This is a genomic window from Streptomyces sp. NPDC001415 (assembly GCF_053597395.1).
The window spans coordinates 122,877-143,144 of sequence record NZ_JBSFIE010000013.1 but is presented as its reverse complement, the minus strand read 5'-3'; the positions used below and the strand labels follow the sequence as shown (position 1 = coordinate 143,144).

The following is a 20,268-nucleotide window of genomic DNA, read 5'->3' as shown; positions in this document are numbered from 1 at the left end:
CCGCTCAGACCTCCGCGTCGTCGTCCAGCCGGAAGCCGACCTTGAGGCCGACCTGGTAGTGCTCGATCACGCCGTTCTCGATCTGGCCGCGGACCTGCGTCACCTCGAACCAGTCCAGGTTGCGCAGGGTCTGCGCCGCGCGGGCGATCCCGTTGCGGATGGCCTGGTCCACGCCCTCGGGGGAGGTGCCGACGATCTCGCTGACGCGGTACGTGTGGTTGGACATGGAGGTGCTCTCCTCTCGTCGCGTTACTCCACGGTGCCCCACCCGGCCGCACTCCGCGAGACAGCGGCCCCGCGCCCCGGGACGCGCCGGTCCGGCGGTGGCCGGAAAAGTTCGGTCCCCTCCGGGGCTTGACCGCCCCATTGGTCCATACCAAACTCACGAGCCACACCCGAACAAGCCACATCGGGCTTGCCCCCACGTCGGGTCATGACTGCTTGCCCACACGCAGAAGGTGACCTTTCGTGAAGATCCGTCGTGCTCTCGCCTGCTCCGCAGCCCTTGTCTCGGTATGCGCCCTGAGCGGTTGCGCAGCGATTCCGGGGTTCGGCGACGGCACCACCGAGGTCACCGTCTGGCTGATGAAGGACAGCGCCTCCGACGACTTCGTACAGCGCTTCAAGCAGGGCTTCGAGAAGGAGCACAAGGGCGTCGAGCTCGATGTCCGGATCCAGGAGTGGACCGGAATCGGCGAGAAGATCGCGGCCGCCCTGAAGGGCGGCGACGCGCCGGACGTCATCGAGGTCGGCAACACCCAGGTGCCCCAGTACGCGGCGAGCGGCGGCCTGCTCGACATGACCCTGGAGTCGCTGCGCGACTGGGGCAGCGGCGACTGGCTACCGGGCCTCGCCCAGCCCGGCAATGTCGACGGGATGCAGTACGGCATCCCGTGGTACGCCGCCAACCGCGTCGTCATCTACAACAAGGACCTGTTCGGCGCCGCCGGAATCACCGAGCCGCCCAAGAGCCGCGCCCAGTGGCTCGCCGACACCGCGAAGCTCAACTCCGGCTCCACGCAAGGCATTTACCTCGCGGGCCAGGACTGGTACACCCTGGCCGGCTTCGTCTGGGACGAGGGCGGGGAGTTCGCGCAGGAGGACACCGGTGACTGGAAGGGCGTGCTCGACAGCCCGGCCGCGCTGCGCGGCATGGGGTTCTACAAGCAGCTCCAGGCGCTCGGCGGAGGCCCCAGGAACGCCGACGAGGCCACCCCGCCGCAGGCCGAGGTCTTCGCCAAGGGCAAGGTCGCCCAGCTGATCGCGGTGCCCGGCGCCGCCAAGGCCATCCAGAAGGCCAACCCCCGCCTCGCCGACAAGCTGGGCTACTTCCCGATCCCGGGGCCCACCGAGGCCAGGCCGGGCGCGGTCTTCACCGGCGGCTCGGACCTGATCGTTCCGCGGAAGACCAGGCACAGAGCCGAAGCGGTCCAGGTCGTCGCGGCGCTGACCGGCGAGAAGTGGCAGACGGATCTCGCCACGACGATGAACTACGTACCCAACAAGTCCACGCTCGCCCGCGCGGTCGAGGGTCAGGCGGGTACCGCCGCCATGGCCAAGGGCGCGGCGCAGGGGCGGGCCACACCCAACTCGCCCCAGTGGGCGGCCGTCGAGGCCGACAACCCCATCAAGCCGTACATGACGGCCGTCCTGAACGGAGCCGATCCGAAGAAGGCCGCGAAGGCCGCGTCCGACCGGATCACGACCCTGCTGTTCCCCTGAACCGGGCCCGGTTTCGCGTCACGGCGGAGCCGACGGGGTGAGCCGGGATTGGGTCATGGGGCTGCTGATGTCAGGATGGGGCCCATGCAGAACGTTTATTTCGACATCACCATCGGCGGCGAGAAGGCCGGCCGCATCGTTTTCCGGCTCTTCGACGACGTCGTCCCGGAGACGGCCCGCAACTTCCGCGAGCTCGCCACCGGCCAGAACGGCTACGGCTACGCCGGCTCCGCCTTCCACCGCGTCATCCCCGAGTTCATGCTCCAGGGCGGCGACTTCACGCACGGCAACGGCACCGGCGGCAAGAGCATCTTCGGCGCCACGTTCAAGGACGAGAACTTCTCGCTCAAGCACGACCGGCCGTTCCTGCTGTCGATGGCCAACCGCGGCCCCAACACCAACGGCTCCCAGTTCTTCGTGACGACCGTCGTCACGCCGTGGCTCGACGGCAAGCACGTCGTCTTCGGCGAGGTCGTCGAGGGCCAGGACCTCGTCAAGCAGATCGAGGCGCTCGGCACCCCCAGCGGCGCCCCGCGCGCCGACGTCGTCATCAGCGAGAGCGGCACCGTCGCCTGACGCCTGCCCCACCCACATGAACGGCGCCGTCCGACCGGGTCCACCCCGGGCGGGCGGCGCCGTTTCCTGTCGCCGGGTTCGTGCATTCGGTGGTGCCGCCGCGCCGCGTTGATCACTATGGGGGTGTTGGCGAACGCCGGTCAGGGGCACTCGGGCAGTGGACGGCCCAGTTCTCGTCCCCGTTCGCAGGTCCCAGGGAAAGGACGCACACCGTGGCACGACCGAGGATTCTCGTCGTAGGCGCCGGCTTCGCAGGAGTCGAATGCGTACGCCGCCTGGAACGCCGCCTCCAACCGGGAGAAGCGGAGATCTCCCTGGTCACCCCGTTCTCCTACCAGCTCTATCTGCCCCTGCTTCCGCAGGTGGCGGCCGGGGTGCTGACTCCGCAGTCGGTGGCCGTGTCGCTTCGGCGCAGCGCCAAGCACCGCACCCGGATCATCCCGGGCGGCGCCATCGGCGTGGACCCCAAGGCCAAGATCTGCGTCATCCGCAAGATCACCGGCGAGACACTCGACCAGCCGTACGACCACATCGTTCTGGCCCCCGGCAGCGTGACCCGCACCTTCGACATCCCCGGGCTGCTCGACCACGCCCGCGGCATGAAGACCCTCGCGGAGGCCGCGTACATCCGCGACCACGTCATCTCCCAGCTCGACCTGGCCGACGCGAGCGACGACGAGGACGAGCGGGCCTCCCGGCTGCGCTTCGTCGTGGTCGGCGGCGGCTACGCGGGCACCGAGACCGCCGCCTGCCTTCAGCGGATCACCCAGCACGCGGTCAGGAAGTACCCGCGCCTGGACCCGCGCCAGATCAAGTGGCACCTCATCGACATCGCGCCCAAGCTCATGCCGGAACTCGGCGACAAGCTCGGCAGGGCGGCCCTGGAGATCCTTCAGAAGCGCGGCATCGAGGTGTCGCTCGGGGTGTCCGTCGCCGAGGCCGGTGCGGACAAGGTCACCTTCACCGACGGCCGCGTCCTGCCCTGCCGCACCCTCATCTGGACGGCGGGCGTCGCCGCCAGCCCGCTGGTGGGCACGCTGGACGCGGAGACGGAACGCGGCCGGCTCCTGGTCACCCCCGAGATGACCGTGCCCGGCCTCGACGGGGTGTTCGCGCTCGGCGACGCCGCCGCCGTGCCCGACCTCGCCAAGGGCGAGGGCGCCTTCTGCCCGCCCACCGCGCAGCACGCCATGCGCCAGGGCCCCAGGCTCGCCGACAACATCATCGCCTCGCTGCGCAACCAGCCGCTGAAGCCGTACGTCCACAAGGACCTCGGCCTCGTCGTCGACCTCGGCGGCCACGACGCCGTCTCCAAGCCGCTCGGCATCGAACTGCGCGGCCTGCCCGCCCAGGCGGTGGCCCGCGGCTACCACTGGTCGGCGCTGCGCACCAATGTCGCCAAGACCAGGGTCCTGACCAACTGGCTGCTGAACGCGGTCGCGGGCGACGACTTCGTCCGCACGGGCTTCCAGGCGCAGAAGCCCGCCACGCTCAAGGACTTCGAGTACACCGACGCCTATCTGACCCCGGAGCAGGTCCGCGCGCACACGGCTTCACTGACCGTAGGAGGGTGAAGCCGACGGCTCCCCGGTCCCGGCGGTGCGGCGGCCCTCGCGTGCGAGGCGCCGGCCGCCGGCCGCGTACCACTGGAGCCCCACGACGGCCGCGAGGGCGATCTCGACGAGGTCGCCGCCGTAGTACATGAGCTCGGCGGCGGCCGAGAGGTCGCCCGGTGCGAACCCGGTGCCGGGCGGAGCGGTCGCGTACAGCGTCTTGGCGAGGACGGCGTGCGCGCCGCCCGCTCCGACCAGCGCGGCCGACCGCAGGACCATGCCATGGCGGCGCGGCAGCGGATCGAGCGAGCACACGGCGGCCGAGAACAGCAGCCCGGCCGCGAAGACATGGAGGTGGACCAGGACCGCGAGCCACGGCCGTTCGTGTGCGGCGGCGAACAGCGGGGTGCGGTAGAGGATCCACAGCCCGCCCAGGTCGAGCAGCGCGGCCACCGGCGGGTTCGCGAGGACCCCGGCCGGCCGCGAGTGCAGGACGGCGAGAAGCCGGCGCCGCCCGCCCGGCGGCAGGGAGCGCAGGGTGAGTGTGATGGGGCGGGCCAGGACGAGCAGCAGCGGCGCCGCCATCCCCGTGGCCACGTGCTGGGCCATGTGGGCCGTGAACGGGCCGCCCGGCGGCGTGACGAGGGCCGCCGCCACGAGGACCGCGGCGCCCGCGGCGAAACAGAGGTCCCGCACCGGAGGCCAGCGATCCCCGCGGCGCCGCAGTCGGGCCGCCGCGACCAGATACGCGACCCCGCCGCCCAGCGCGAACCCGGCCGCGAGCAGAGCGACCCCGCCCGGCTGCCCGCTGTCATGGTGATGCACCGTCAACTCTTGTACTCCTAACGGTGGTTGGGCCGCCAGGCCGCGCGCAGCAGCAGGACCCCGATCGCGAGGAACACCACGGCGAGGATGTTCCACGTCAGGTCGTACGGCGTGAGGTCGACGTGGTACCTGATCTGGTGCAGCCCCATCAGCTTGTGCTGGACGGTGCCGTCGTACAGCTGGAACGCGCCCGCGCCGGTCAGGATGCCCCCGGCCAGCGCGCGCCCCACCAGGCCCGCCCGGTGGCGCAGGTCGGCGACCATGAACAGTCCGATGACCACGGCGAACCAGCCGAAGGCGTGGAAGAGCCCGTCCGACACCAGGCCGACGTCCGGTGTCGAGCGGTCGTAGAAGTGGTGCCAGTGGAGCAGTTGGTGGAAGACCGTCTCATCGACGAACGCGGCGATGCCCACGCCGATGAGCACGCCGGACCAGGCCGAACGGGCAGGTAGGCGAAGTCCTTTGGGCTGCTGCGGGGTGGTCCTGGAAGCGGATGGAGTCGCCATCGGCGGCACGTCCTCGGTAGGGGTCTGCGGAAGATCGTCCGACGCGGAACAAGCACACCCGGTCCCGCTTCCCGCCCCCCGGCACGAACAAGCGTCCGGATCCAGCCTTTCCGCCCCGTACGTCCCGATCCGGCCTTCCCCCGGCCCCGCCGGTGTCGCCGCGCCGCAGGGAAGACGGGAGGGGGCATCGTTGTTGTAGACGAGTCGGCCGAAGCGGGCCGGTCCGCAGGTTCAACGACGAAGGGACCCCACCATGCCTCTCGACGGCGAGTACGAGCCGAGCACCGCCCAGTGGGTGCGCGAACAGGTCGAACTCATCGAGCGGTCCGGCGGCACCGAGGGCATGACGATGCACGGCATGTCCGTGGTGCTGCTCACGACGCGCGGCGCCAAGAGCGGCAAGCTGCGCAAGTCCCCGGTGATGAGGGTCGAGCACGAGGGCCGGTACGCGGCGGTCGCCTCGCTGGGCGGTGCTCCCAACAATCCCCTCTGGTACTACAACGTCGTCGCCGACCCCAGGGTGGAGCTCCAGGACGGCACCGTACGCAAGGACATGACGGCCCGTGAGGTGACGGGCGAGGAGAAGACCGAGTGGTGGGAGCGGGCCGTAGCGGCGTTCCCCAACTACGCGGACTACCAGAAGAAGACGGACCGTGAGATCCCCGTCTTCGTCCTGGAAGAAGCGCCGGGCGGCCACTGACCGGCCCTCGTGCGGGCCCCGTGGCATGAGCGCCACGGGGCCCGCACGGTCGCTCAGCCCGCGGTCGCCAGCGAGAGCGCGAACCGGCCGGCGGCATCCGTCCACCAGCGTGACGGCACGAACCCGGCGGACGTCAACTCGGCCCGTACGCCTGCCTCGCGGAACTTCGCGGACACCTCGGTGCGCAGCTCCTCGCCCGCCGCGAAGGGGACCACCAGATCCAGCTCGGGGATCTTCACGGTCACGTCGCGGCGGGCCCGCAGCCGCATCTCGATCCACTCCTCCTCGCGGTTCCACAGTGCGACATGGTCGAAGTCGTCGGGGTCGAAGTCCGCGCCGAGTTCACGGTCGATGACGCTGAGCACGTTCTTGTTGAAGGCCGCCGTCACCCCCGTCGGGTCGTCGTACGCGCGGACCAGGACGGACTCCTCCTTCACCAGGTCGGTCCCGATGAGGAGGGAGTCGCCCGGCTCCATCAACTTCCGTACCGAGGTGAGGAATTCGGCGCGCTCGGCGGGCAGCAGATTGCCGATCGTGCCGCCGAGGAACGCCACCAGGCGGGGGCCCGGAGCCTCGGGCAGTTCGAGGACCTGGGTGAAGTCCGCGATCAGCGCGTGGACCCGCAGGCCCGGATGGTCGGCGAGCAGCCCCTCGGCCGCCCCGGCGAGGGCGCTCTCGCTCACGTCGACCGGCAGGTACGTCAGTGGCGCGGGCAGCGCGTCCAGGAGCAACCGGGTCTTCTCGGAGGATCCCGATCCGAGTTCGACCAGGGTGTGCGCGCCGGTCGCGGCGGCTATCTCGGCGGCGCGGTCGGTGAGGATCTCGCGTTCGGCCCGCGTCGGGTAGTAGTCGGGAAGCCGGGTGATCTCCTCGAACAGCTCGCTGCCGCGCGCGTCGTAGAACCACTTGGGCGGCAGGGTTTTGGGGGTCCGGTTCAGGCCGTGCAGCACATCGGCGCGCAGTGCGGCCCCGGTGGCGTCCTCGGGCAGGGTGCGGGTCAGCTGGAACGGGCGCACTACTGGGGCTCCTTGAGGGGGGTGAGCAGGACATCGGTGCGGTTGGCGGCGAGCAGGGTGCGGTCGGGCACCTCGCGCCAGTACGGATCGTCGTCGTAGGGCTCGGAGGCGACGACGGTGGAACGGCCGGGCGCGTGCAGATACCAGAGGGTGTCGCCCCAGGCGGTCGCGGTGATCGTCTCGCCGTCGGTGAGCAGCAGGTTCAGGCGCGAGCCGGGAGCCGCGGCGGCCAGTTCGGTGACCGTGTCGGCCATCGCCTGCCCCGCCTCGTCGCCGCTGTTCAGCCGGTTGAGCACCAGCGCCCAGACGAACGCCGCGTCGCAGCGGGCCTCCAGGCCGAGCAGGGCCTGGGTGGGCAGCGTGGCGGCGAGCGGTGCCGCACTGCGCGGCCAGTCCCGCACGGCGCCGTTGTGGCTGAACAGCCGGCGTCCTGAGGCGAACGGCGCGGCCGCCGCCTCACCGTCCGCGCCCGCCTCGGTGGCGTCCCTGACCGCCGCGAGCATCGCTCCGCTCCGCACCACCCGGGCCAGGTCCGCGAAGTTCTGGTCGGCCCAGATGGGCCCGGTCCGGCGGTAGCGGGCGGGCACCGGATCGCCGTCCGCGTACCAGCCGACTCCGAAGCCGTCGGCGTTGACCGTGCCGTGGCGCTGGCGGCGCGGCGCCCACGACTGCCGGTAGAGGCCGTGCGGCGGCTCCACGAGAAGCTCTCCCAGGCCCAACAGTGGACCTGTATAAGCAATATGACGGCACATCAGGTGGCGTCCCGCGCGGTGCGGAAGCCCGCGAAGATCTGGCGCCGCACCGGCAGGTCCCAGTTGCGGAAGGTGCCCCGGCAGGCCACCTCGTCCACGGAGAACGCCCCGCCGCGCAGCACCTTGTGCCCCGGCCCGAAGAAGACCTCCGAGTACTCGCGGTAGGGGAACGCCACGAAGCCCGGGTAGGGCAGGAAGTCGCTCGACGTCCACTCCCACACATCGCCGATCAACTGGCGTATGCGCAGCGGTGATTGGCCTTCCGGATACGCCCCGGCGGGCGCGGGGCGAAGATGCCGCTGGCCGAGGTTGGCGTGCGCCGGGGTGGGGTCGGCGTCCCCCCAGGGGTAGCGGCGCGAGCGGCCCGAGACCGGGTCGTGGCGGGCGGCCTTCTCCCACTCCGCCTCGGTCGGAAGCCGTCGCCCGGCCCAGCGGGCATAGGCGTCGGCCTCGTACCAACTGACGTGCAGAACAGGCTCGTTGACCGGTACCGGCTCGGTCACCCCGAACCGCCTGCGCAGCCACTCGCCGCCCTCGCGGCGCCAGAACAGCGGCGCGCCCAGCTCGTGCTCGCGGACCATCGCCCAGCCCGCCGGCTCCCACCAGCGCTCGTCGCGGTAGCCGCCGTCCTCGATGAAGCGGAGGTAGGCCCCGCACGTCACCGGGGTCGTATCCAGGTGGAAGCCGGGCACGATGCGGTGGTGCGCGGGGCGCTCGTTGTCCAGCGCCCATGGCTCGGTGGAGGTGCCCATGGTGAACGGGCCGCCGGGGACGAGGACTTCGGCGGGCAGACCCTCGATGCCGGGCGGCGGCTCGGGCGCGGTGAGCGCGGCCGGCCCCTTGCGCAGCTGATGGGTGATCAGCATGGTCTCGTCGTGCTGCTGTTCATGCTGGGCGATCATCCCGAAGGCGAACGCGGCATCGGTGAGCGGTCCGCCGCGCAGCGGGGTGCGCTCCAGGACGTCGAGCGCCCGGCCCCGCACATCGGCGGCGTACCGGCGCGCCTCGGCGGGGGCAAGCAGCGGAAGGGAAGGGCGCGCGGCACGCGGGTGCTCGAAGGCGTCGTACAGCGAGTCGATCTCGGGCCGGATCGCGTCCTGCCCGCCGACGGCACGCAGCAGCCACTGCTCCTCCTGGTTGCCGATGTGCGCCAGGTCCCAGACGAGCGGAGACATCAACGGCGAGTGCTGCGCGGTCAGTTCGCGGTCGTCGACGCTGGAGGTGAGCACGCCGGTGCGGGCGCGCGCAGCGGTGAGTGCTGCCAGGGCGCGATCCCTGAGCAGCTCCGGGTCGGTCATATGCGGATGTCCTTCGGTGGGACGGGCGAGGGGATGTCGTCGGCCGGACATCGGCCCCGTACGACATAGCGGTCGGTGAAGGCGGCGACCCGGTCCTGGAGTTCCGGGGAGGCGCCGAGGCGGGGGAGGGCGTCGAGCGCCGCAGCGAAGCAGGCGGTGGCGGCCTCGCGCAGCTCGGGGTCGGCGAGCCCGTCGTGGGCGGCCGCCCGCCAGAGCGGATTGCGAGGTGCCGGCAGTGAACCGGCGCGCTCGGCAAGGGGTTTGACGGTCCGGTAGGCGATCTCGGCCGCCTCCGGGTCGTCGAACAGCGCGCTGGTCACGGCGAGCGGCACGGTCCACCCGTCGTCGCCGGGCTGCGCGTCGATCATGCGCAGTTCCAGATGGCCGCGCGGCCGCACCGGCGGGAACAGGGTGGTCAGGTGGTAGTCGAGATCGGTACGGGTGGGCGGCCGCGGCAGGCCGGTGCGCAGCCACTGCCGGAAGGTGAGTCCCGGCGGCGCCGACCACGGGCCCTCTTCGGACCGTACGCACATGACCGGGGCGTCCAGGACGTGCGTGGCCCAGGCGTCACGCGGCGGGATGTCGAGGGGCGGGGCGAGCGCACACACCGGGTCGATGTCGCTCCAGTTGGCCTGCCGGGTGGAGCGCCACCCGGTCAACTCTGCGTTTTTTAAAGGGGAGTTGGCGAACGCGGCGACCAGGACCGCGCCCAGCAGATGGGCCATCAGCCAGCGCCGCCCGAAGCCGAGCGGACCGGGCTCCTCGTACCCGGCGTCGACGCAGACCTGGACGGAGGCCGAGGAGCACATCATGGTCCGGCCGGCCGGACCCGTACGGTCGAGATGGGCTTCCATGGCGTCGTACCGCGCCTGGCGCAGCATGCGGCGCGGCGGATGCCAGGGGTCCTGACCGAGGCCGACGAGCGCGAGACCGCGCTCCGCGAGGGCAGCGCGAACCGCTGTCAGATCGGCGGAGACGGTGGAGATGCACTCCATGAGGGATGCGGCGGGCAGCGAGCTGAGCTCAAGCTGGCCGCCGGGTTCGACGGTGAGCGGCGACCGCAGCGGCAGAGTGCGTAAGGCGGCGTATGCGGCTTCCAGACGCTCGTGCCGGACGGGAAGCCGGGGGTGGTGCAGATCGTGGACGAGCCATTCCAGCTCCACGCCGACCGTGCGTGGCGGACCCGTCTTGAAACAGATACATCGCAGCAGGTCGTCGGCCTCTGTCTCGGTCAACTCATGGATGTTCATGGACGCTTGCCCCCCTTCCGGGGCTCGAATACACATGCCGTCCTACCTAAGTCTTCGCCGCCGCATCGCACAAGAGCGCCTGCTCGGGCAGATATTCGATTGCGACAATCTTCCGCGGACGTTCACGATGCCCCTCATGAGTGCACGACTGCGCGGGATCGCGCGCCACACGGTGGAGATCACCGACACCGGCCGGTACCAGAGCGAGAACGGCCGTACCGTGTCGATCGCCCAGCCGCTGGCCGCCGCCCTCGCGGGCACGACCCTGCACGGCCCGGAACCGCTGGCCGTCACCCCGGACCGTGACCGCGTGACGCGCATCGAGGTGACGGGGGAGAGCAGCCTGGACGCCGCGCGGCGGATGGTGAGCGAGGGGGAGGCCGGGGCGGTCGCCGTCCTGACCTTCGCCTCCGCTCGCAACCCCGGCGGCGGCTTCCTCAATGGCGCCCAGGCCCAGGAGGAAGCACTCTGCCGTTCGTCCGCGCTGTACGCGACCCTGCTGCGCGCCCCGGACTTCTACGCCCAGCACCGCGGCGACCGCGACGTCTTCTACACCGACCGGGTCATCCACTCACCCGGCGTCCCGGTGTTCCGCGACGACCGGGGCCGCCTCCTCGACGCTCCCTACCTCGCCGGGTTCCTGACCTCGCCCGCCCCGAACGCCGGGGTGATCAGGGCCCGTACGCCCGACGCCGAGCACCGCATCGGGCCCGTGCTCGACGCGCGTGCCGGACGCGTACTGGAGACGGCGGTCCTGCACGGCTACCGGCGGCTGGTGCTCGGGGCCTGGGGCTGCGGCGTGTTCCGCAACGCCCCGGGGCGGGTGGCCGCGGCCTTCCGCGACCACCTCACCGGGGACGGCCGGTTCGCGGGCCACTTCGACGAGGTCGTCTTCGCGGTCCTGGACCGGACGAAGGGTCAGAGCACCCTGAGCGCCTTCGAGGAGGCGTTCAGCCGTAGCGCGGCGCCGAGCTGCCGGCGCGCGTGACGGCAGGCTCTCAGCGCCAGCCGTACCGCTCGCGCAGCCGGTCCGCGACCAGGGTGAAGCGGGGCAGGTCCAGGGCGCAGGCCTCGCGCCGCATGCCCCGGTCGTGCAGCCGCAGCACCCGGTCGAGGTCCACCCAGGACTCGCGGCCCTCCCGGTCCCAGGGCCCGACGCCGATCGGCACCCATTCGCGGTCGTGGTCGTGCCGCTTGCTGGACAGCTGCACCGCGAGCAGCGTGCCGGCCGCCTCGCGGGCCACCACAAGCACCGGACGGTCCTTGCCGCGCCCGTCGCGCTCTTCGAAAGGCACCCACGTCCAGACGATCTCGCCGGGATCGGGGTCGCCGTCGCGGTCCGGGGCGTAGCCCATGCGCACCGCCCCCACGTCGTGGGGATCGGCCTCGGTGGTGGCGGTCGGACCGCTCTGGCCCGGGAGCGGGGGACGTTCGGTGTGGTCGTCGAGATACGCAGTCATCCGGACACCGTAGGGCCTGTACGGCCCAACCCGCGGGGCGGGTACGCCGAGCGGGCCGCAGGCTCGGGCACATGACTCTTCGCTCCGGCGCACGTCTGCGCCTCGCCGTCCTGTGCGCGGCTGCCACGCTGCTCACCACCCTCGTCCAGCCCCCGGCATCCGCCGACGAGCCGCTCCCGCGCACCGTCTCCGGCTGGCTCCCGTACTGGGACCAGGAAGGCGCGTACGCGGACGCGCTGCGGCACGCCGCCCAACTGCACACCGTCAGCCCGTTCTGGTACCAGGCGAAGGCGGCGGACAAGATCGACGGCCACCCGGGCGCGGGCCAGACCCGCATCATCGACGGGCTGCACCAGGCCGGCATCAAGGTCGTGCCGACGGTCATGGAGACGATGACGTCCGGCGGGCTCGCGGCGATCCTCACGGACCCTCAGCTTCGCGCCACTCACGTCGAGACGCTGCTTGCCCTTGTCCGCAGCCGGTCGTACGACGGCATCGACATCGACTACGAGTCAATCGCCCCGACGGGTGATGCGGACTACCCGACGGTGCGCGCCGCCTACGCGGCCTTCGCCGGGGAACTGTGCGGACGCCTCCACGCGTTGGGCAAGCAGTGCGTGCTCACGGTGTCCCCGCAGACCGCGAACACCGGCCGGATCTGGGACTACCAGGCGCTCGGCAAGGCCGCCGACAAGATCCGCATCATGGGATACGACCTGCACTGGCAGGGCGGCGACGCGGGCCCGCTGGCCAGCCCGCAGTGGTACGACGACATCCTGCGCCGGGCCACCGCGCTGATCCCCGCCGCCAAGCTGGAGATGGGCCTGCCCGCCTACGGCTGGGACTGGGTACCCGGCGGCAAGACCCGCCACGTCACCTGGCGGGAGGCCGAGGCGCTGCGCGTCGAGAAGGGCGTCCCCTACCGCCTCGACCCGGACTCCCAGACCCCGCACTTCACGTACGAGGAGGACGAGAACGTCCGCGAGGTCTGGTACCAGGACGCCGCGGGCATCACCGCGGACCTGCCGGTGCTGCGCCGCTACGGCATCCGCAATACGACGGTCTGGGCCCTGAACTTCGAGGATCCGGGGGTCTGGCCGGTCCTGGGGAAGGCCTGAAGATGGCTGGAATATGACGTGAGCCCGGCTGAGAGCGTGTGTCTCGACCCCGCCCGCGTCCGCGGCACAGGCTCCGAGCCTGCCGACTGCCCCTTCGGCCAGTCGCGTACTGCCCTCTGGTACCTGGCCGACGGATCAAGCCGGGCGTATCCAGGGTGAGTTGGAGTTGGATTCCTGCGCGGGAAGAGGCCCCCCTTGCACGACCGAGACAACGCCAAAGAGAACGCCGCGGAGAAGAACGGGCGCACGCCGACCCAAAAGCCCGAAGCTGAGAGTGGGCCGCACCTCGCTCTGCAGGGCACGGCAGGGAACGCGGCCGTGGTTCAGATGCTCCGTCAGTCCGGACACCCCTGGGCGCAGGAGCGGCATCAGCACGGTGCCGGGTGCGGCCATCAGCAGGCCGAGGAGCCCCAGGTGCAGCGGTCAGCGGTCCATGACGTGCTCCGCTCGGGCGGCAAGCCGCTCGACGACGCGACCCGGGGTGACATGGAGTCCCGCCTTGGCGCGGACTTCTCGGACGTACGCATCCACGACGACAGCGCCGCGAAGGCCTCGGCGGCGGAGGTGGGAGCGCGTGCGTACACGTCGGGCAGTCATGTCGTCATCGGCGAGGGCGGGGCCGACAAGCACACCCTGGCCCATGAGTTGACTCATGTCATCCAGCAGCGCCAGGGCCCGGTGGCCGGTACGGACAACGGCTCGGGACTCAAGGTCTCCGACCCGTCCGACCGCTTCGAGCATGAGGCGGAGGCCAACGCGAGGCGGGCGATGTCCGGCGCGCCTGTGCAGCGGGCCGATGTGGGCCGCACGGAGGAAGCGGCCGGGGACGTCGCGATACAGCGCGCCGAAGGTGACACCGCCGTGTCGATCGCCGAGGGAGAGGTCGACGAAGTCGGCCCGGGCGGCACGATCACGTACCCGAGCGTCACCAGCTGCCTGGTCATCACCGCGTACCTGCGCGACGGCGGCAAGGTGGGCGGCCACGCCAGCCTGTTCCGGATGGACGGGAAGCTGTACTCGGACCAGATCCTGCCCGTGATCAAGGCTCGCATCGGCAAGCGCCGGGTGGAGTCCGTCGAGGTCAGCGGAGCCGTCTCGGCATGGAACCCGGAGTACCTGACGAAGGCCATCGAGCGTTCCGAATCGCCTGCCCCGCAGTTGTACGACCCGGTCGGCGTCGGCGACGTCGTGGCCGCCGCGCTGAACAGGCAACGCAACAAGGTCACCGTCCGCGAGGTCCCGGACGGCACGCTGACGAGGTGACCCACTGGCCGGGTGGCCGCCCGTCACAGGCCTTCCCGGCCGGCCGGTCGTTCCGCGAGGCGGCCGGTCACCACCAGGTCGCCGTCCGGGGTGCGCCGCACGACGTCGCCGGTCCGGAAGTAGCCGTCGGCGGTGAAGGCCCGCGCGTTGTGGTCGGGAGCCCGGTAGTAGCCCCGCACGGTGTACGGACCCCGGGCGAGGAGTTCACCGGGCTCCCCGGCGGGCACGTCCTCGCCGTCGCCGTCGACGATGCGGATCTCGTCGTCGGGGGAGAGCGGGCGGCCCCGCGTGGTGAGCACGCTCTCGTCCGGACCGTCGGGCCGGGTGAGGATGAGCAGCCCCTCGGCCATGCCGTGGACCCGCTGGAGCCGGCCAGCCCAGTTCGGAGCCGATCCGTTCGGCGCTCGCCCGGGCCAAGGGCGTCGCGCCGCCGACCTGCACAAGGCGCAGACTGCTCAAGTCGGCCTGGAACGCGGGTAGTTGATCGATCCAGAGGTCGGCGGTGGCGGGTTCGAGCGATGTGATGGTGACCCGCTCCCGCTCGATGAGCGACAGGCATTCGGCGGGTTCCGGGGAGTCGGCCAGGACCACGGTGCCGCCGACGGAGAGGGTACCGAGGATGCCGGGGCAGCCGAAGGTGAAGTCGGCCTCGGCGGGCAGCGCGGCGAGATACACGTCGCTCTCGGTGAGCGACACCAGCTCGGCGGCGGCCCGCGCCTGGTAGGCGTAGTCGTTGTGAGTGCGCGGAACGATCTTGAGCGTCTCGGCGGTGGTGCCGCGGAGCAGGAAGAGCGCCACCTCGCCGGCGCTCTGCGCGGGCGCCGGGCCGGGCGGTGAGTCGACGGAGGCCAGCGGGAAGTAGTGGCAGCTCGACACATCGGTCGAAAACCCGCCGTACGGGGACGCGGTGCCGGGCGGCTCATAGGTGAACACCCGCCGCAGGAAGGGCCCTTGAGCCGCGATGTCCGCAGCCATCGCCGTATGGTCGAAGCCCTCGTACGTCGAGGGGGCGACATAGCCGACGGCCTCGGTGAGCCGCACGAGGTGCGACACCTCGGGTGCGCGGTACGAGAGCGGGCAGAACACGGGGACCGCGCCGACGCGCATCAGCGCGAAGACGGTGCTGACGAACTCGGGAACGTTCGGCAGTTGCACGACGACCCGCTGCCCGGGCCGCATGCCGCGCAGCCGGAACCCGGCGGCCATGCGGTCCACGCGCCGGTTCAGCTGCGCGTACGTGACGCGGGTGTCGCCGTGCACGAGTGCGGTCCGGGGCCCGTACCGCAGGGCCCGGTCACGCAGCAGGCTGTCGAGCGTGTAGCCGCGCCAGTGCCCGGCCATCCAGTAGCGGTCGACGAACTCCTCGGGCCAGGGCGTGCAACCGCTGAGCATGGATGTCACTCGCTTCCTTCTGTACGGCCCGGTGGGCGGGTGCCGGGCCACTCGACGCAGGGGAGCGGCCCGGCCGCCTCGACCTCGGCAATCCAACCTTCGGACGCCCCTGCACTCAATGCGCTTTCCCGACCAGGGACGCCGGATTCGCTCAGCAGAAGATCCAACGGGCGCCGCTGACCAGCGGGAACTTCATGAACTCTGCCCCGTCGGGGATGGCTGGCTAGGCCGGATCGTGGGTGATCAGGTCTCCCGGCTGGCACTGAAGGACCTCGCAGATCCTCGACAGGGTCGAGAAGCGGATGGCCTTGGCTCGCCCGTTCTTGAGCACGGACAGGTTGACGACGGTGATGCCGACCTGCGCGGACAGCTCGGTGAGTGTCATACCGCGCTCGGAGAGGAGGCGGTCGAGGTGGATCCGGATCGCGTGCGGTTCCTCTTCGGGCATCAGATGGTCCCTTCGAGGTCCTCTCGCATGTGCACGCCCTCACGCATGATCTTCCCCATGATCACCGCGGCGAGGCCGGCGAGGACGAGCGCCTGCGGCCCGGAGACCGTCGGCCCGGAACCCACGATGGGCGCCATGCTCCCGACGAGCCACGACTGCGACCAGCCGACGGCGAGGCCGGCCAGCGGCGTACCCACGGTGACGAACCAGCCGAGAACGGAGAGCCGTCGCGACACCGCGTCGGTGAACGGCCCTTCCCGCACCACGGACTTGAGCATCCGGGAGAAGAGCAGCAGCGCGAGGGAGGCGAACAGCAGCCAGGGCAGCTCACCCCCGAGGTCGGCGGCGCGCTGTCCCGTGGAGGGATTGTCCTGGCAGAGGCGCGCGGCACTGCTGGACGCCTTCACGCCCGTGCCCACCGGCAGAGGGTCCGCCAGTGAGGCATTGCGCCAGAACTCCGTCTGCACGCAGACCGCCCCGTCGTCCAGCATGTGCGTGACCCCAGTGCCGACGAAGGCGAGCCCGCAGAGCACCGCCAGCGCAAAGGTCACCGAGGCCAGGGTCCTCGTGAGCCGTGTGTTCACCGTGCATCTCCCTATCGTTTTTCGATATGCCCAAGCTAGCGGAGCATATCGATATTCGACAAGTCCGCGGCCGTCGACGAGGTCGGGTAGGGGTGAAGGCGTCGGCGGGGGTGGGCGCGGGGCCAGGGGTTGGGGCTGAGTAGGGTCAGCGCCATGACTTCGCTTCCGTACCTCCAGCTGCTGCGCCAGGAGTCCGCTGCGTTCAGCGCCTGCCTCGCGCAGGACCTGAGTCTGCCGGTACCCCACTGTGGAGACTGGTCGCTGCGCGATCTCGCCGAGCACATGGGCCACGGCAACCGCTGGGCCGCCGCTGCGGTCACTGAAAAGCGAGGCGACTACGAGGCGCCGCCCGCGCCGCGAGTGGACGCCGAAGTGAGGGGCTGGTTCGACGCTTCGGCAGACGAGTTGCTGACCGTGCTGAACACTGATCCGGCCATCGAGGCATGGACCTTCTACCCGCCACACACCGTGGGCTTCTGGCAGCGGCGACGCGCTCAGGAGATGCTGATCCACCGTTGGGACGCACAGAACGCCCTCGGAGATGCTGCCCCTTTCAACCCGGAGTTCGCGGCAGACGGCGTGGCGGAGGTCTTCGACACCATGGCGCCGCGTCAGGTCAAGCTCGGACGAGCCGAACCGCTGTGCAGTGCACTCCGGCTGAGGGCCACGGACACCGGCCAGTCCTGGACTTACGGTCCAGGCGAGCCGGTGGCTGAGATCTCCGGGACGGCGGAGCGGCTCCTGCTCATGCTCTGGGGCCGACTGTCCCCTGACGATGCGTCAATCTCGTGGTCCGGAGACCGCGGGGCGGGAGCAGCGGCTCTTGCGGGCCCGCTGACGCCTTGACCGTCCACTCGGCCCGCTGGGCGCACGGAGCCGAACTGACGGGCCGCCGCATCGCTGTTGTCGGCAACACGGCTTCCACCGTGCGGTTCCTCCCCGAACTCCAGCGCCGCGGCGCACACATCAGGTCACGGACGTGAGGCCACCAGCAGATCAACCACGTAGGCCTCTTCCACCTCCTCGTTGGGGAACATCTCGCGCAGGCGCCCGCGCTCTTCGCGGAGAAAGGCACGCTTGTCCTCCTCGGCGAGGACAAGGAACGCGGACCGGCTGCCGATGTTGGCGAGGTGCATGTCGAGGGAGACCGTACGACTCCACCGCACTTGGCGGCGGGCGACCCGGAGCCCAGAGAGGCCCGCGAGCCGGATGGCGTCGCTGTCGTCGGGACGTTCCCGAGACGTCGGCTTCACTCCGCAGTGACACGCGATCCGCTGGTGCTGCTCTCGGATCCAGGGCACGTCGAAGGCGGTGGTGTTCCACCAGATCGCGAGCGAACCGCCCGGCCGCAGGACCCGCAGCGCTTCCGGGACCGAGCGGGCGGTGTCGGTCCACTGCCAGGACTGCGCGTAGGTGATGAGATCGAGGGAGGCGTCCGCAAGGGGGAGGGCGTTGCCGTCGCCCCTCACGATCGGCACATCCGGGAGCGCGGTGTGGAACTGGGCGGCCATGGCGTCGCCCGGCTCGACGCCGATCACGTCAGCGCCGTGCGCACGCAGCAGAGCGGTGGCGATTCCGGTGCCCGCCCCGACATCGGCGACGCGGGATCCCGCCAGGGAACGGCTCGTGAACTGTTCGACGGAAGTGAAGAGCGCGGGCGGGTACGAAGGCCGGCTGGCCGCGTACTGGTCAGCGGCCGCGTTGAACGAATGGGCGCGTGAGCTGGCAGTCATCCCCACATCATCGCCCCGTGCCCCGCTTACCGCCCACCCCGGTGATCGATTCCGGATGACGTATCGCCCTCGGCGGCGTCGAAGGGGGTGCGGTAGGAGGGGGCGCGGGTGCGGAGTAGCAGTTCCAGGGTCAGCCGGATTCTGGTGGAGGGCGGCAGTGCGACGCTGATCCAGGTGCCGTCGACGGCCACCGTCGTCTCGGTTACGGTCGGTTCGCGGTGGCCGTAGTCGTACAGGCCGCCGATCCAGGAGGGGTCCTGGCATGCGGTGTGCCGCACGGCCCGGATGGTGTGTTCGGCGCAGGCACCGGCCTGCACGACGACGGTGCGCGTGCTCTCGGGGTCGAGGTTGACCAGTTCGACGGTGGTCGCGGCGGGATCGATGGCGGTGACCAGTGCGGCCACCGAGGGCGGGAGGCCGGGGCGGCGGGTGTGGGCGTCGTAGTGGCGGACGCGGGCCTGCTGGAGGCCGCCGTTGTAGACGACCTGCGGTCCGCCCCAAGTGAGCTGTACCAGGGCCTCGGTGACGACCGGGTTGGACTGCTGCCACAGGTGGATGTCCTCCTCGGGGACGTCCAGGTCGCGGTAGCGATCCATGCGCGCAAGGCGGTGGCGCACCTGGGCCTGGGCGACGGCCAGGATCCGTTCCGGGTAGCCGGGGTTGTCGCCGGACAGGAAGGCGAACCAGGGCTCCTCGTGCCCCGCCTCCTCCTTCGTACGGAACGGGCGCACCGTGCGCCAGTCGACGCCGCCGGCCTCCCGCAGCCGTTCCAGGCGCCGCTGGTCGGAGGCGGCCGCGCTGTGGTGCCACAGGGCCGTTGGGACGGCGCTCAGCAGCGGGTTGAAGTCGAACCAGCCGCGGTCGCTGTGCCGGAACGGCACGTGCAGGGTGGGGGTGTCCACGTCGTCGGCGAGCTGGGCGGTCCATCGTGAGCGCAGGCTGGAGTCGGATTCGTTGAACGTCATGGTCCTGCCCTGGGCGATGACAGTGTCCAGGGCCGGGCGGACCAGGTCGAGGAAGCCGTCGTCGCCGGTCGCCGCGGCGGCTGCCAGGGCCGCCACCAGGGCGGCTTGGCCAACGCTGTACCAGCCGTGGGGCCAGGTCCAGCCGTAGTGGCCGCCGTACCAGCGGCCGTCCAACTGGCTGCCGACTTCGCCGTCGGTGCCGACGTTGTCCGGAACGATCCCGTCGTTGGCCGCCGCACGCTCCCGCCACGCGCCGACGTAGTCGCTGATCCAGGTGCGGTAGCGCTCCTCGCCGGACAGGATCCAGGCGTTGAGGACGAGCCCGGCGGCGGCGAGGTTGACCGCGGTGTCGCCGCTGCCGATCCTGCGGCGCATCTCCTCGCCGAGGCGCGGGTCCTGGGACAGTTCGGGTTCGGGCGCGCCGTCCGGGAGCATCCAGTCGAGCGGAAAGCCGTACATCCGGGCTTCCTCGGGCAGCCACGGATAGGCGCCGCCCTCGGAAAGTCCCTCCCGCCGGGGGTCGCTTCCGTTGTGGGGGCGGCGGATGATGCGGTGCTCGGGGTCGTAGTTGCCGTTGGCCGGATCGACGTAGAGGTCGGCGAACCGCAGGGCGCGCTCCGACCAGCGCTCGGGGGCGGCCATCGACAGGAAGTAGAGAAGCAGCAGGCTCTCGCTCTGGTGGAACCAGTCGTAACCCCGTTCGTACTCGTCGTGGAGCATGCCCAGTTCGGTCAACTGCCGGGTGACGCCTTCCCAGTGGAGTTCGGCGGCCGCCAGCAGATCGTCCGCGCCGCCGAGCAGGTAGAGCTGCGGCCAGTTGAAGAAGACCTCGTAGAAGTCGTCGACGCCGTCACGCGAGGACAGCGCACCGGTGTAGTTCAGTCGGCCGTCCTCGCCGGTGAAGTCCTTCGCGAACCGCCGCCAAGCGTGGTCGAGGAGGCTGAAGAGGTCTCGCTGCGCGATGGCCCAGCCCGGTGGCTCAAGCAGCGGAACCGAGGCCGTGACGCCGGGTATCGACGGTGACGGCCCGGTTCCGGCAGAGGTGATGGACATACGGGGTCTCCTTCGTGGGCACTGCGACAGGGAAGAACGGCCGGCGGCGGGGCG

The 20,268-nt window shown here is 71.0% G+C and carries 21 protein-coding genes and 1 pseudogene; 8 read left to right on the top strand and 14 right to left on the bottom strand.

Annotated elements, in window-relative coordinates:
* Positions 1-4: 4 nt before the first annotated feature.
* Positions 5-226, bottom strand: a complete 222-nt coding sequence (locus ACWC2B_RS19770) for a dodecin (RefSeq protein ID WP_450718212.1) — start codon at positions 224-226, stop codon at positions 5-7.
* A 242-nt stretch (positions 227-468) separates the two neighbouring features.
* On the opposite strand from ACWC2B_RS19770, the gene ACWC2B_RS19765 reads away from it, so the two are divergent.
* From ACWC2B_RS19765 to ACWC2B_RS19755, 3 genes are all read left to right on the top strand, one after another.
* Entirely contained in the window at positions 469-1,722 is a 1,254-nt protein-coding gene (locus tag ACWC2B_RS19765; RefSeq protein ID WP_450718211.1) for an extracellular solute-binding protein, read from the top strand.
* Positions 1,723-1,806: 84 nt separating this feature from the next.
* Positions 1,807-2,298 (top strand): peptidylprolyl isomerase, encoded by a 492-nt coding sequence (locus ACWC2B_RS19760; RefSeq protein WP_450718209.1) that lies wholly within the window; start codon positions 1,807-1,809, stop codon positions 2,296-2,298.
* Between the two features lie 212 nt (positions 2,299-2,510).
* Positions 2,511-3,872, top strand: a complete 1,362-nt coding sequence (locus ACWC2B_RS19755) for an NAD(P)/FAD-dependent oxidoreductase (protein ID WP_450718207.1) — start codon at positions 2,511-2,513, stop codon at positions 3,870-3,872.
* Here the strand turns inward: ACWC2B_RS19755 and ACWC2B_RS19750 are convergent.
* The gene (locus ACWC2B_RS19750) at positions 3,852-4,676 is read right to left on the bottom strand and encodes a cytochrome c oxidase assembly protein (RefSeq protein ID WP_450718296.1); all 825 of its coding nucleotides are present in this window, start codon (positions 4,674-4,676) and stop codon (positions 3,852-3,854) included. The two genes, ACWC2B_RS19755 and ACWC2B_RS19750, sit on opposite strands and share 21 nt — an antisense overlap.
* Before the next feature lie 17 nt (positions 4,677-4,693).
* Positions 4,694-5,182 (bottom strand): DUF2243 domain-containing protein, encoded by a 489-nt coding sequence (locus ACWC2B_RS19745; protein WP_450718205.1) that lies wholly within the window; start codon positions 5,180-5,182, stop codon positions 4,694-4,696.
* Positions 5,183-5,435: 253 nt separating this feature from the next.
* Between ACWC2B_RS19745 and ACWC2B_RS19740 the strand changes: the two genes are divergently transcribed.
* Complete coding sequence (locus ACWC2B_RS19740) at positions 5,436-5,882, top strand: nitroreductase family deazaflavin-dependent oxidoreductase (RefSeq protein WP_450718203.1); 447 nt, start codon at positions 5,436-5,438, stop codon at positions 5,880-5,882.
* Positions 5,883-5,935: 53 nt separating this feature from the next.
* On the opposite strand, the gene egtD is transcribed toward ACWC2B_RS19740, so the two are convergent.
* From egtD to egtA, 4 genes are read right to left on the bottom strand one after another with little or no spacing between them, the layout of a single operon-like run.
* Positions 5,936-6,898: an L-histidine N(alpha)-methyltransferase gene (gene egtD, locus ACWC2B_RS19735; RefSeq protein WP_450718201.1), complete on the bottom strand. Its 963-nt coding sequence runs from the start codon at positions 6,896-6,898 to the stop codon at positions 5,936-5,938.
* Positions 6,898-7,650: an ergothioneine biosynthesis protein EgtC gene (egtC, locus tag ACWC2B_RS19730; protein ID WP_450718199.1), complete on the bottom strand. Its 753-nt coding sequence runs from the start codon at positions 7,648-7,650 to the stop codon at positions 6,898-6,900. The genes egtD and egtC overlap by 1 nt, the downstream gene beginning before the upstream one ends.
* Positions 7,650-8,948 carry an ergothioneine biosynthesis protein EgtB gene (gene egtB / locus ACWC2B_RS19725; protein ID WP_450718197.1) on the bottom strand — a complete coding sequence of 433 codons (1,299 nt, stop codon included), beginning with the start codon at positions 8,946-8,948 and terminating at the stop codon, positions 7,650-7,652. Before egtB ends, egtC begins: the two co-directional genes overlap by 1 nt.
* Entirely contained in the window at positions 8,945-10,198 is a 1,254-nt protein-coding gene (egtA, locus tag ACWC2B_RS19720) for an ergothioneine biosynthesis glutamate--cysteine ligase EgtA (protein ID WP_450718195.1), read from the bottom strand. Before egtA ends, egtB begins: the two co-directional genes overlap by 4 nt.
* Positions 10,199-10,334: 136 nt before the next feature.
* Here egtA and ACWC2B_RS19715 point away from each other — a divergent pair, with 136 nt between their 5' ends.
* The gene (locus ACWC2B_RS19715; RefSeq protein ID WP_450718193.1) at positions 10,335-11,186 is read left to right on the top strand and encodes a TIGR02452 family protein; all 852 of its coding nucleotides are present in this window, start codon (positions 10,335-10,337) and stop codon (positions 11,184-11,186) included.
* Between the two features lie 10 nt (positions 11,187-11,196).
* Here ACWC2B_RS19715 and ACWC2B_RS19710 read toward each other — a convergent pair whose 3' ends face one another.
* Positions 11,197-11,658, bottom strand: coding sequence for a type II toxin-antitoxin system PemK/MazF family toxin (locus ACWC2B_RS19710; RefSeq protein WP_450718191.1), 462 nt, complete (start codon positions 11,656-11,658; stop codon positions 11,197-11,199).
* Positions 11,659-11,729: 71 nt separating this feature from the next.
* Here ACWC2B_RS19710 and ACWC2B_RS19705 point away from each other — a divergent pair, with 71 nt between their 5' ends.
* Together ACWC2B_RS19705 and ACWC2B_RS19700 are read left to right on the top strand one after the other, a co-directional pair.
* Entirely contained in the window at positions 11,730-12,776 is a 1,047-nt protein-coding gene (locus tag ACWC2B_RS19705) for a glycosyl hydrolase family 18 protein (protein ID WP_450718189.1), read from the top strand.
* 327 nt (positions 12,777-13,103) lie between these two features.
* Positions 13,104-14,039 carry an eCIS core domain-containing protein gene (locus ACWC2B_RS19700; protein WP_450718294.1) on the top strand — a complete coding sequence of 312 codons (936 nt, stop codon included), beginning with the start codon at positions 13,104-13,106 and terminating at the stop codon, positions 14,037-14,039.
* A gap of 23 nt (positions 14,040-14,062) precedes the next feature.
* Here the strand turns inward: ACWC2B_RS19700 and ACWC2B_RS19695 are convergent, their stop codons facing one another.
* The 4 genes and pseudogenes from ACWC2B_RS19695 to ACWC2B_RS19680 all read right to left on the bottom strand — a co-directional run bounded on the left by ACWC2B_RS19695 (position 14,063) and on the right by ACWC2B_RS19680 (position 16,463).
* Positions 14,063-14,389: an AMP-binding protein gene (locus tag ACWC2B_RS19695; protein WP_450718187.1), complete on the bottom strand. Its 327-nt coding sequence runs from the start codon at positions 14,387-14,389 to the stop codon at positions 14,063-14,065.
* Between the two features lie 103 nt (positions 14,390-14,492).
* A pseudogene (locus tag ACWC2B_RS19690) lies at positions 14,493-15,380 on the bottom strand (AMP-binding protein); the annotation flags it as partial.
* Positions 15,381-15,654: 274 nt separating this feature from the next.
* On the bottom strand, positions 15,655-15,879 hold the full coding sequence (locus ACWC2B_RS19685; RefSeq protein WP_450718185.1) for a helix-turn-helix domain-containing protein: 225 nt from the start codon (positions 15,877-15,879) through the stop codon (positions 15,655-15,657).
* Entirely contained in the window at positions 15,879-16,463 is a 585-nt protein-coding gene (locus ACWC2B_RS19680; RefSeq protein ID WP_450718183.1) for a DUF2975 domain-containing protein, read from the bottom strand. Before ACWC2B_RS19680 ends, ACWC2B_RS19685 begins: the two co-directional genes overlap by 1 nt.
* 153 nt (positions 16,464-16,616) lie before the next feature.
* On the opposite strand from ACWC2B_RS19680, the gene ACWC2B_RS19675 reads away from it, so the two are divergent.
* The gene (locus tag ACWC2B_RS19675) at positions 16,617-17,309 is read left to right on the top strand and encodes a maleylpyruvate isomerase family mycothiol-dependent enzyme (protein WP_450718181.1); all 693 of its coding nucleotides are present in this window, start codon (positions 16,617-16,619) and stop codon (positions 17,307-17,309) included.
* A gap of 125 nt (positions 17,310-17,434) precedes the next feature.
* Here the strand turns inward: ACWC2B_RS19675 and ACWC2B_RS19670 are convergent, their stop codons facing one another.
* Together ACWC2B_RS19670 and ACWC2B_RS19665 are read right to left on the bottom strand one after the other, a co-directional pair.
* Positions 17,435-18,196: a class I SAM-dependent methyltransferase gene (locus ACWC2B_RS19670; protein ID WP_450718179.1), complete on the bottom strand. Its 762-nt coding sequence runs from the start codon at positions 18,194-18,196 to the stop codon at positions 17,435-17,437.
* A 26-nt stretch (positions 18,197-18,222) separates the two neighbouring features.
* Entirely contained in the window at positions 18,223-20,214 is a 1,992-nt protein-coding gene (locus ACWC2B_RS19665; protein WP_450718177.1) for a hypothetical protein, read from the bottom strand.
* Between the last annotated feature and the right edge of the window lie 54 nt (positions 20,215-20,268).